This is a genomic window from Cohnella sp. WQ 127256 (assembly GCF_024519285.1).
Lineage (GTDB): Bacteria > Bacillota > Bacilli > Paenibacillales > Paenibacillaceae > Cohnella.
In genome coordinates this window covers 278,128-290,339 of sequence record NZ_JAMZCY010000008.1, presented here as the reverse complement: position 1 = coordinate 290,339, position 12,212 = coordinate 278,128, and the positions used below count along the sequence as shown (strand labels likewise).

Annotated in this window: 10 protein-coding genes; 5 read left to right on the top strand and 5 right to left on the bottom strand. The window is 48.0% G+C overall.

What is annotated here, in order from left to right:
- Positions 1-486 (bottom strand): DUF948 domain-containing protein, encoded by a 486-nt coding sequence (locus tag M1K58_RS22840; RefSeq protein WP_256761198.1) that lies wholly within the window; start codon positions 484-486, stop codon positions 1-3.
- Between the two features lie 173 nt (positions 487-659).
- On the opposite strand from M1K58_RS22840, the gene M1K58_RS22835 reads away from it, so the two are divergent.
- The 4 genes from M1K58_RS22835 (at position 660) to M1K58_RS22820 (ending at position 4,620) form a co-directional block, all read left to right on the top strand.
- A complete protein-coding gene (locus tag M1K58_RS22835) occupies positions 660-824 on the top strand; it encodes a DUF1328 domain-containing protein (protein ID WP_256761197.1) in 165 nt (54 codons plus the stop codon).
- Between the two features lie 319 nt (positions 825-1,143).
- A complete protein-coding gene (locus M1K58_RS22830) occupies positions 1,144-2,187 on the top strand; it encodes a nucleotidyltransferase family protein (RefSeq protein WP_256761196.1) in 1,044 nt (347 codons plus the stop codon).
- Positions 2,184-3,359: a glycosyltransferase family 4 protein gene (locus M1K58_RS22825; RefSeq protein WP_256761195.1), complete on the top strand. Its 1,176-nt coding sequence runs from the start codon at positions 2,184-2,186 to the stop codon at positions 3,357-3,359. Before M1K58_RS22830 ends, M1K58_RS22825 begins: the two co-directional genes overlap by 4 nt.
- Positions 3,349-4,620, top strand: coding sequence for a hypothetical protein (locus M1K58_RS22820; RefSeq protein ID WP_256761194.1), 1,272 nt, complete (start codon positions 3,349-3,351; stop codon positions 4,618-4,620). Before M1K58_RS22825 ends, M1K58_RS22820 begins: the two co-directional genes overlap by 11 nt.
- 146 nt (positions 4,621-4,766) lie before the next feature.
- On the opposite strand, the gene M1K58_RS22815 is transcribed toward M1K58_RS22820, so the two are convergent.
- Complete coding sequence (locus tag M1K58_RS22815; RefSeq protein ID WP_256761193.1) at positions 4,767-5,978, bottom strand: RluA family pseudouridine synthase; 1,212 nt, start codon at positions 5,976-5,978, stop codon at positions 4,767-4,769.
- Between the two features lie 314 nt (positions 5,979-6,292).
- Here M1K58_RS22815 and M1K58_RS22810 point away from each other — a divergent pair, with 314 nt between their 5' ends.
- Complete coding sequence (locus M1K58_RS22810; RefSeq protein WP_256761192.1) at positions 6,293-6,604, top strand: hypothetical protein; 312 nt, start codon at positions 6,293-6,295, stop codon at positions 6,602-6,604.
- Positions 6,605-6,705: 101 nt separating this feature from the next.
- Here M1K58_RS22810 and hrpB read toward each other — a convergent pair whose 3' ends face one another.
- The 3 genes from hrpB to M1K58_RS22795 all read right to left on the bottom strand — a co-directional run bounded on the left by hrpB (position 6,706) and on the right by M1K58_RS22795 (position 12,197).
- Positions 6,706-9,216 carry an ATP-dependent helicase HrpB gene (gene hrpB, locus M1K58_RS22805; protein ID WP_256761191.1) on the bottom strand — a complete coding sequence of 837 codons (2,511 nt, stop codon included), beginning with the start codon at positions 9,214-9,216 and terminating at the stop codon, positions 6,706-6,708.
- Positions 9,217-9,489: 273 nt separating this feature from the next.
- Positions 9,490-10,665 (bottom strand): sugar ABC transporter permease, encoded by a 1,176-nt coding sequence (locus tag M1K58_RS22800; RefSeq protein ID WP_256761190.1) that lies wholly within the window; start codon positions 10,663-10,665, stop codon positions 9,490-9,492.
- Positions 10,666-10,676: 11 nt separating this feature from the next.
- Entirely contained in the window at positions 10,677-12,197 is a 1,521-nt protein-coding gene (locus tag M1K58_RS22795; RefSeq protein ID WP_256761189.1) for a sugar ABC transporter ATP-binding protein, read from the bottom strand.
- Positions 12,198-12,212: the final 15 nt, after the last annotated feature.

Genomic DNA, 12,212 nt, shown 5'->3' with positions numbered 1-12,212 from the left:
TTAGATCTCCTCCTTCTTATAGGAATGAGGTTGCTCTCTTTGTTGCTTCCAACCTTTTTGAATGCTCCTTACAACACGCGCACCTAGCACTGCCCATTCCAACCATGCTGGAGTGACCTCATTCTCTTCCGCAGCTGTAGCTTGTTGACTCATTGAATGCCCGAAATTTTGGGTTACTTTCCGGGCGGTGCCCGTGACTTCACTCAATAGAATGCCAACATCTTGTACAGCTTCGAACAAAGGATCTGTAGATTGCAGCTTTCCACTAATATCATCTGCAACTTCATTAACGCTTTCCGCTAATTTCTTAACTTCGTCCCCCAAATTTTCGACGGTTTCCTTCACTTCCTGCATGGCAGATTGTGCTGTCACCATGGATCGTTGCGCCGTCTTTAATAAGGAAATCAGGAATCCGCACAAGATGACAAACGAGACAGCTACTATCGCTACACTCCACGTCATAATATCGTTGTTTTCCATGAGCATTCTCCACTCTCCTATACATCGTGCTATATCCTATCGTTACCCAAAAGAAGATCAACACGAAACAATTGTGCTCATAGATTCACATCCAATACAGCTGGGTAACTTAACACTATTGCGAGATGCGGGCTGCTATTAGTTATCGCAAAACCCGCATACAATAAGGAGGAATCACTATGTTACATTGGGCCTTAATATTTTTTGTAGTTGCTATTGTTGCTGCGATCTTTGGATTCGGAGGACTCGTCAGTGCAGCAGCGGGAATCGCCAAAATTCTGTTCTTCATCTTCCTGATTTTATTCATCATTTCCCTATTTACTGGTCGTCGAAATCGCATCTAGAAAGCATCGTCTTTCGGACAAGCTATCTGGATAATTGTTGCAGTTAACCCTTTTATCAGGTAAAGTAGGCTTTAGCATAAGCCTCCACTCTCCTCTTTTTCCATTCATCGGGGTAAAGCTCAACTCCTGAACGCAGCAGAACATTCCGCCTATTTCCTGAAAACGAACCTCTAACCGATACTGACGCTTCCCTACGCTTTCGCGATTTGGGGAGGCGTCGTTTTCATTCATGGGGGTGATTGAGATTTGGATGATTGTGTTTAATGGTTGACAGTAAACCTTACTGGAACATATCAATTAAACGGAGGTTGATCCTGTCATGAAAGCATTATTTCTCGCTGGTGGTTTAGGAACTAGGCTTCGTCCCTTAACGGAACATCTTCCGAAGCCAATGGCCCTCGTTGGTAATCGTCCCTGGTTAGAGCATCTGCTCCTGCATTACAAGGAACAAGGTGTAAATGAATTCGTCATCGCGGTCAAACATTATCGTGAGTTGATCGAAAGCCATCTTGGTGATGGCTCTAAATTTGATGTCAAAATCGATTATGCCGTCGAGAAGGAATTACTTGGAACAGCAGGAGCAATTAAAAATGCTGAGCACTTGCTGAGCGATCGGTTCATCGTCGTTAATGCCGATATTATCCACCAAGTTGATCTGGCTTCAGCTTTGAGATTTCACGAAAGTCATGGTGGCGCAGTAACCATCTGCTTAACCGAAGTTGAGGATCCTTCCCACTATGGCGTTGTTGAGCAATCGGATAACGGACAAATCATTCGTTTCATCGAAAAACCAAAAAAAGAAGATGCACCGTCAAATCGGATCAATGCTGGCATATACATTATGGAGCGCGCAGCTCTCGACATTGTACCCTCCGGAAGATCGGTATCTATCGAGAAAGAAACATTCCCTCTCTTGATTGAGAACGGAAGCGGGGTTTATGGTCATCCCATCGGCGGATATTGGATGGACATGGGAACCAAAGAGCGTTATCGCCAGCTACACTGGGATTTACTCGATCGTCGTTTCCCAGCAGTAATCGAAGGCAAAGAAATGGAGGATACGGGCATTTGGTTAGGTGACAACGTCTCTATTGGCCAAGGAGTATTGTTTGTTCCCCCGGTCATGATCGGAAATGATGTCTCCATTGGAGAACGGGCTATTATTGGTCCATATGCGGTAATTGGGAACGGGAGTAGAATTGGCAATCAAGTTCGCTTGTCCCACTCCATCCTCTGGGATCGTTGCAAAATCCGCGCTGGGGCTCAGCTAAATGATTGTATTTTCGGATCCGGGATGCAGGTTGGTCCACATATTTTACACGAAGCCGTATGTAATCGTATTTTGGAGGTGCAACGCCGATGAACAACCGTCTTCCCCAGATCGCTTACGTCAGTACTTATATTCCTAAAAAATGCGGGCTAGCTACTTACACTCACCATTTGCGCGAAGCGATCACAAATATGAAGGGAAATCGGATGCTTGACCCTGTCATTACCGTATGCAATCCTGACGAACGTTCGGACTACGAGGAGCCCTGGATGCTTCCTCTCATTAAGCAGGACAATGACGACTATATGAAAGTAGCTGATGCGATCAATCAGAGTACCGTAGATGTCGTGTCGCTCCAACATGAATTCGGAATTTTCGGTGGTGAAGCTGGCTCTCATATCGTTGATTTTCTACATCGCTTAAAGAAGCCGGTCGTTACAACCTTCCATACGGTATTTGAACACCCTGTTGCTCCTTATTCGGACCTACAGAAGGAAATCGCACTGTGGAGCGACCATATCATTGTGATGAATCGTAAAGGAATTAGTTACCTACAAGACAATTTCGACGTACCCCTTGAGAAAATCATGTTTATCCCGCATGGAACACCTGTGCCCAATCGGGCTGACCGTGTGAACGTTAGACGTGAAGCCGGCTGGGACAATCGCAAAGTGTTGTTCACTTTCGGATTACTCGGACGAAGCAAAGGAATAGAGCTCATCCTGCATGCTATGGCTTCCGCCGTTCATGCGGTTCCAGACCTCCTCTACGTGATTGCCGGACAGACCCACCCCGAAGTTCGTAAGCATGAAGGTGAAGCCTACCGTGAGGAATTAATGGAGCTGATCCAAGAACTTGGACTAGAGCATCATGTACAATGGATCAACCGCTATATGCCTGAGGATCAGTTAGTATCACTGATCTCTGCATGCGATCTCTATCTCACCCCCTATCCAGGTATGGGTCAAATCACCAGTGGGACACTCGCTTATGCAGCAGGTTTAGGTAGGCCAATATTGTCCACTCCATATGTTTATGCTAAGGATTTGTTACACGAGGAAATGCTACTGCCTTATGGGGATGTCGGGGCATGGAGCTCTAAGCTCATTGAGTTGTTTACTTATCCGGGGATGTTAACGAGTTGGGAGCGAGTCATCTCTGATATCGGGCGAAGTATGCACTGGCCGCACGTGGGGGCGCAACACCTGCGGCTGTTCCAGCAAGTCATTTCGGAACAGAGAGACAAAATCGCCGATGTTGGGTAATGAAAAGCTTAGCCGTCCTTCGGCGCATCCTTCCTTCGCCCATTTGCGCCGCTTGACGGATGATACTGGATTACTTGAGCATGCGCTTGGTCGCATCCCACGCCGACGCGAGGGATATACGACTGACGATAATGCGCGCGCACTATGGACAGTTACAGAGTGGCTATTCATCTGTTCAAAGGATGTAGAATTTGCTAAGGATAAGTCAGAACTTAATCGGTTGGCTGATATTTATTTGGCGTTCATGCTATGGGCTCAAGATGATAATGGTTGGTGGCTTAATAACTTTACCTATAACCGCACGCTTGAGCCAGAGGAATTATCCCATGACTGTCAAGGTCGTTCGATATGGGCTTGTGCGGATGCATGGATCCGTCTGGATGGCCCTCATCGTGAAACGGCGAGAGTCGTCGTGGAGCGCTCGTTGCCTACTTTTAATAGAATTGACTCCTTACGAGGCCAAGCTTTTGTCATGGCTACTTGCGCTCATTTACTGGAGGCCTCGCGAGAAGGGATTATCGATCTCCCTCTAGATGTGATGGGGGAGCTCAAGCATCATTTGGTTCGTCTGGAGTCGTTGCTTAATCGTGCATTCCTTCATTTCTCTGACGATAATTGGCGCTGGTTTGAGCCTGCGATGACTTACAGTAATGGGGTACTTCCATGGGCGATGCTGCGAACCTATCGATATACATTACAAACGGAAACCTTAAGAACGGGAATGGAGAGCCTCAACTTCCTGCTAGAGGCGATGACCACCGATGAAGGATGGCTTCGCCCCATCGGCAACGAGGGCTGGCGCACCTCCGATTGTGTAAGGGGCAGTCGATGGGATCAGCAGCCGCTCGAGATGTTTAAGCTAGCGCTTGCTTTGGAGGAGTCTGCTCTGGCAACGAGACTGTTCGAGCAGGATCAATCCGCGAGATTAGTCGGCAGCGCTCATGGCAAGGGTACGATTGACTCACGCTCAGATAACTGCCGTTCAAGTCAATCCGCAGTGCTAGGACATTCAAAATTAAACACGCGCTCGATGATGGAGTCAGATGTCGACGTTGGTGTAAACAGCCCAGCCTATTATCGTGCTCTGCGAGATTCGTGCAGAGCTTGGTATTATGGTTATAATGACCTCCGCGTCCCCATGATCGATCCTGAAGATGGCAGCTGCTGCGATGGACTCATGCAAGACGGCCCCAACATCAATTGTGGTGCGGAAGCTACGATCTCCTATTTAATGACGGAAGCGATATGCTTACGGGAATAGAATAAGAAGTATCGTCGATGCACTTTATTCGCTCTCTAGTTCACTGCCACCTAACTGCATGACCTAAAAGAAGCTTCGTACCCAGATACAGGGTACCGAAGCTTCTTCTATGATTAGGTAGAAAATCTCAAACAAAGTCCATTATATTAGTTTCGGCGCAGCTTGTTCACTGCTTGATTGAAATCATCTGGCAATGGGGCTCGAACAGACTGCTTCTCCCCTGTCCAAGGATGTCTCCAGATGAGTTGTTCTCCATGCAGCGCTTGACGAGATATTACACCCCGCGTGCCTCCATACATGCCGTCTCCAGCCAGTGCATGATTTATCGAGGAAAGATGTACTCGGATTTGATGCGTACGCCCTGTCTCCAGTCGCAGGCGCAAAAGAGTATGATCCGCTAACCGCTCAACGACCTCGAAGTGGGTCACAGCCGGATCCCCCGTATCACTAACCCGACGTCGGGTGGAATGATGGCGATCCTGTCCAATCGGCTTATCTATTTTACCTTTATTACCTTCTACGTAACCTTCAGCCAATGCCATATAGATGCGCTCGATGGATTTCTCCCGCATTGCCTTATCGTACTGATAGTGCGCAAACTCATTTTTAGCGTATAAAACGGGACCAGTCGTATCCTTATCTATACGATGAACATGGCGAATCCGTACATCCTTCCCTGACATCTCATAATAAGCAGCTACCGCGTGTGCAAGTGTCTTTCGTTGACCTTTCTCACTCGGATGAACCTCGATGCCAGCAGGCTTGTTCACGATTAGCGTAAATTCATCTTCATACAAGATATTAAGCTCCATCCAATCGGATGGAAAATCTCTTTCCTCCCGAGGAAACAGATGCAATCTCAGATTAGGACCTTGCAGAATGCATCCACGATTGCGCATTAATTTCGATAATAATTTGGGCGGCAGGGGTAACGCTTTGCCGATGACCGACATCGGTGCACCGATCAGGTTGTCGGGTAGACGAATATCCATCCATTCACCCTTAATGCGACCCATGCCAATCATCGAATGCGAACCGCCACCTTCATTACTTCTTCCACCGCGACTTACCGATGGACTACCGTTCCCGGTTCGCTTTGGTGGGGCACCTCGTTCAATGGACTGCTTCATGGGATTCCCACGTTCGCCATTTGTGTTCTGTCTTTGTTGTCCCCGATTAGGGGATTCCGATCTTGCCACTCGTTCAGTCCGCCCACTGGATGCTCCACGATCATTATACTTCTTAGGTGAACTTGAATTTTCTGAGCGATCCCTACGTCCGTTTCTCTCATTGCTACCCTTTTGTTTATATGCACCGTTCTGTGCACCGTTCTGTCTATTCCGTCCTGCTCCACTCATGCTAGAAACTCCCCCGATTCCATTCCACGCCTGCTACGATTAGAAGGGCTTTGCCGACAAATATACGGGAACACCCAAGCAAAGTCAATGCAAGATCATCCGACGGCATCCTTCAACTGAATTTCCGTCACTTTTCCCTCGTTCCAATCTTAAGAACTTTTGACGTTATAAGTCGAACGACCACGACTGTTCTCTCTTTCGATTAAACTAGTCAGAATACAACAAAATAACACCATTGCCATATTTTGACTTGAGATATAACTTAGATATTAGGGGATTGTCCCCTTAACATGACCCCGGGAGGTTTGATCAAGATGGACTTGGATAACGAAGAAGTAGTAGTTGTAGCTGAAGAAGTGGAAGCGGATGCAGAAGCGGTAGCAGAAGAAGAAGTGGAAGCTGTTGCTGAAGAAGTAGAAGCTGAAGCTGGGGAAGAGGAAGCTGTAGAAGCAAGCGCGGATGAAGAAGAAGCGGTTGTGGAAGCTTCCTCTGATGAAGAGAAAGTAGCTGCCGAGGCAGAGGAAGTTACGGCTGAAGCCGAAGCGGACGAGCCTGCATTAGCAGAGGTTGCCGCGCACGAAACCGAATCCTCCGAAGAAGAAGAATCGGAAACGGTCGCTGACTAATCTATCTTATTCGATTTCAAAGGGGCTTTCCTGTAGGGTCTGAAGTGACCTATTGGGAGAGCCCCTTGCTGTTATACGCGTGTCTTGCCTCTTCTTTTCTTCTACTTTGATGGTTTCACTCTACGTGTCGCCTCAGCTTCGAGTGGATTATCTGGCCAGTAATGCTTTGGGTAACGCCCTTTCAAATCTTTGCGCACCTCAAAGTAGGTATTCCTCCAGAAGCTAGCCAAATCTCGTGTAACCTGAACAGGACGTTGCGCAGGAGACAATAGATTTAACGTAAGCGGCACTCTCCCCCCCGCGATACGTGGTGTTTCCGATAATCCAAATAGCTCCTGTAATCGGACCGAGATACTCGGCGCATGGATATCGCTATAATCAACCGGCACGCGACTCCCACTTGGCACAGACCAATGAGTAGGTACGCTATGCTCCAGCTCTTGTCGCTGCTCCCAGGATAATAAGGATTCGAGAATATCCTTAACCTGAAGCCGTTGAAGATCGTTCCTACCTTTCATACCTTCCATATATCCTGCCAGCCATTGCTCCATCGTTCCCATCAGAGCTTCATCAGATAAATCCGGCCATGAAGCATCGTGATGACGGATGAATATCGTTCGTTCCTGCAGTTGCCGCGCCGCTTTCGACCAAGGGAGCAGCTCCAAGCCTTCTGTACGAATCCCCTCAAGTAAAGTTCGCAGCACAAGGTCCGCTGGTGGACGACTTAATGGTGTTTCCTCAAGCAACAACGCACCAAGCTTCTTACGAGCTCGTCCGCGCACGGACTTCGATTCAGAATCCCAGTAAATATGCGCTTCCACATTCATTTCTTCTTGTAAATGTGTCTCTAGCTGCTCGTAGGTTACAGGTGCCGCTAGGCGTATCCGACTGTCCGTTCCCGAATCGTCCACATCTGCCACCACAATCCAGGGCTCGTGGGCTAGCGTCTGACCACTGAGGAATGCCGCACCTCTTCCCCCACTCATCAAGTATTTCCCATTGTCACGCTGACGGCCAATTCGGTCTGGATAAGCAAAGGCTAGCAGCAGACCGCAAGCTTGAATATCCTTTGAAGTATGCGTTGAATGCTGTATGCCAAGCTCGCGCTGCAATCGGCTAGCTTCTTCTGACAATCTCCTTCGCGTTCCTTCATCAACTGAGTAGACTCCAGATCCGTGAAGAGCTTCCAACCTCACGCGAATATCCGCAGTTGGTGCTTGCCCTTCATAACGAATAAAGTCACGTTCTCCTAGTAAAACAGCTAACTCGCACCCTAAACGACCTAACCCGATGGGGATCGCCTTTATCAGCATATGAGCAATACGCGGGTGCTTCCCGAATTCAGCCATCTGTTTGCCGTGCGCTGTAACTCGTTGTCCAGTCTTATCTAACGCGCCAAGCTGAATAAGCAATTCACGCGCCTGCTGGAGAGCAGGTGCTGGTGGAGCATCAAGCCAGACTAGCTCCGATGTATCCTGCACTCCCCATACGGATAGCTCTAATAATAGAGGGGCCAAATCCGCCTCAACAATTTCGGGGACGCTTCGAGGGGCCAAGCTCTGTTGCTCCTCTTGGCTCCATAACCGGTAGCACGTTCCAGGCATAAGCCGCCCCGCTCGCCCGCGTCGCTGATCTGCGGATGCTGCCGAAACCGTTACGGTGTCTAGCCGTGACATGCCCGTCCTTGGCGAGAATCGGGACACCCTCATTAATCCACTATCGATAACGACAGTGACTCCTTCAACCGTCAAGCTCGTTTCTGCCACAGAGGTCGCTAGCACGACCTTACGTTGTCCCTGTGAAGCCGGAGATAACGCCTGGTCTTGGGCATCACTCGTCAGACTTCCATGAAGAGGACAGATCCTTATCTCATTAGAATAGCCTGACAGCCTTCGACTCAGCTTCGCTTGTACAGATCGGATTTCACCGACTCCAGGTAGAAAAACAAGCAAATCCCCTTCGTGAGAATGTAGCGCATCCGAAATCACCTGTACGACAGCATCCTCCAGAAAGACCCCTCTACCACTACCACCATTGGGCTTAGGTCGATATACCGTCTCTACAGGGAAGCTTCGACCTTCGCTGCTGACGACGGGTGCCCCACCCAGTAAATCTGCAACGGGCTCCGCCTCCAAGGTTGCACTCATGATTAAGAGCTTAAGATCATCCCTCAGTAGGGTTTGAGACTGTATACATAGCGCTAAGCCTAGATCTGCTTGCAGGCTTCTCTCATGAAATTCATCAAAGATAACTAGGCCGACCCCTTCAAGTGTCGGATCAGCTTGCAGCATTCTTGTCAGCACGCCTTCCGTAATGACTTCGATACGGGTTCGTGGTCCGACCTTAGTGTCCATCTTCACGCGGTATCCGACCGTTTCACCAATGGATTCGCCTAAGGTATGCGCCATATACTTAGCCGAGCTTCGAGCAGCTAACCGTCTAGGCTCTAGCATTAAGATCTTCTGTCCGGCAAGCCATGGCTCATCCAGTAACGATAATGGCACTCGAGTTGTTTTCCCTGCACCAGGTGCGGCAATCAGCACCGCGTTGCGATGAGTGGACATCACCTGTAGCAACTCGGGTAGTACCAATTCGATGGGCAACTGTTCCATAACGTCCCGGGTCTCCTTCCGTTCCAACAAATCGACTCATCCTCTGCGCACTTCTCTTATGTTGAACAGCTTATCATTTTCAGCGGCACCTTGAAACCTTCAAAACCTTCCGAAATCCGTGCACCCATTATTCCACTAGCTTACAAGGATTCGAAAAAGCCGCTCTCAGCTCCCCCGCGCAATTCGCGGTACGAGTCGAGAACGGCTCACTCAAACAACATACCGTCGGCGCCTTTCGGTCGTTGAGGGCATGCTTGCTTCGTACAAATCCAACTAGCTTCTTTGTTTACGAGTCATGACATCGAAGATAACAGCCGCGGCCAGCACAGCACCACGTATCATGTACTGATAGGAGATCCCGACTCCCAGCAGGTTCATCCCACTGGATAGCGAAGCCATTACGATAGCTCCAATAATTGACCCCGTCACTTTGCCGACTCCACCAGCTGCGGATACACCACCGACGTACGCGGCTGCGATTGCATCTAACTCAAACAACGTACCCGCGGTCGTCGTCGCAGATTGAAGGCGGGCAGTGAATAGAATACCGGACAACGCCGAGAGCATGCCCATGGAACCGAATACAATGTACGTAATCTTCTTAACATTTATTCCACTTAGATGCGCGGCTTCCGGATTACTACCCACCGCGTAAATATGCCTTCCAAGTACGGTTTTCGTTGTTAGGAAGTGATAGATTACGACAACAAGCAGCATAATAATAACAGTCCAGGAAAATCCGTTATACCCAGCAAGAATCCAAGTAATATAAGCAATAATGGCCGAAACGAAAACGACTTTTAATGCGAATATGCGATTGGACACCACTTCGAAATTGTACTTAATCTTGCTATTACGCTTCGAAAATTCGCTATAAATATATAACAAAATAATACATACGCCTACAATTAACGAAAGCACGTTCAACCCGTTTACTTTGGCAATCGAAGGAATAAACCCGTTGCCGATTGCGTTGAAGTTCTCGTCCCTGATAATGATCGTCCCACTTTTCTCCGTAACCCTTAGCAGTGCTCCCCTGAAGATGAGCATACCCGCTAATGATGCGACGAACGATGGGATTCCAATCGAAGCGACAAGCACACCACTAAACAAGCCCACAACGATACCGATGACGAGAATAATTGGAATCGTCAAATAGAAGGGTACGCCCATATCCGTCAGGAGAATAGCGGCGATAGCTCCCAAAAATCCGGCTGCAAATCCAACAGATAAGTCGATATGCCGAATGACAATAACTAGCGTCATGCCTACAGCAAGTACAGCAATATAACCCGTAGCGTCTAGAAGATTACTAATGTTGCGGGAAGACATGAACAGTCCATCCGTCATGATCGAGAAAGTGAGCATGATAACAAATAGGGCAATATACATGCCGTAGTCGCGAATATTCACTTTGACTAACGACTTCGCTTCTTTGTAAAAATTCATAGGTGTTCCTCCTATTGCGTAGCAAAATGCATGATTTTTTCCTGATCGGCCTCATCACTCGACAACTCGCCTTTGATTCTGCCCTCCGCCATGACGTACACCCGATCACTCATCCCGAGTACTTCCCCAAGCTCGGATGAGATCATAATAATACTCATGCCCTCGTTGATCAGCTTGTTCATAATCGTATAAATTTCAAATTTTGCACCGACATCAATTCCACGCGTAGGCTCATCCAAGATTAACAGCTTGGGTCCGACGAATAACCACTTTCCCAAAGACACTTTTTGTTGGTTACCGCCGCTTAGTTTACCGACGATCTGCTCTACGGAAGGCGCCTTAATGTACATAGAGTCTTTGTAGGCGTTGGCGACTTTGACCTCTTTGTTATCATTGATAATCCCTTTTGAGGATATCCCTTGAAGATTCGCCGCGGATACATTGCTCTTGATATCTTGGATTAAGAACAAACCGTCACCCTTCCGATCTTCCGTTACATAGGCGATACCTGACTGAATGGCATCACTTGGATGCTTAAACAACCGGGGAGATCCATCCAGCAATAATTCGCCCTGCAATTTATAAGACTTTGGATTGCCGAAGATGCTTAGTGCAAGCTCCGTTCGTCCCGAGCCCATCAAGCCGGCTATTCCGACGATTTCGCCTTTTTTGACGTGTAGATCGACTTCTTTTACAACCTGCTTGCCTAACTGGGAGTCATAGGCCGTCCATTTTCTAATTTCGAGAATCTTATCTCCAAAGACTTTGTTCGTCCGCTTCGGATAAATATCGTCAATCTCTCGACCGACCATGTTCTTGATAATGACGCTCTCGGAAATTTCTCCTTTGGATGCATCAAGCGTGCAGATGGTCCGACCATCGCGCAGCACAGTCGCTTTATCCGCAATCGAGATGACTTCCTTCAGCTTGTGCGAAATCATGATGCAAGTAATGCCTTGATTTTTGAGCTCGCGTAGCAACTCCAACAGGTTTTCGCTATCGTTCTCGTTTAACGCTGCCGTCGGCTCGTCTAGAATGAGCAGCTTTACGTTTTTGCTTAAGGCTTTGGCAATTTCGACAAGCTGTTGCTTCCCAACGCCTAACTCTTTAATGAGCGTTTCGGGGTTTATGTTCAGCTTTACTTTTTGTAGCATTTGTTTCGCTTGAACGATCGTCTGGTTCCAGTTGACTATCCCACCGCGCTTCACTTCGTTGCCCGCAAAAATATTCTCATATACCGTGAGGTCTGGGAACAATGCTAGCTCTTGATAAATGATCGCTATGCCTGTTTTCACACTATCACTGATTTTGTTGAACCATTGTACGCTGCCCTCGAACACGATATCGCCCTGATACGTTCCATGAGGATATACGCCGCTCAACACTTTCATCAGTGTGGATTTTCCGGCACCATTCTCGCCAATCAAGCAGTGAATCTCGCCCTTTTCGACTTTGAAATTAACATCTGTGAGCGCTTTGACGCCCGTAAAATCCTTGGAGATTTGATTCATCTCTAAAATGTATTCGCTCATCGTTATGCACTCCTT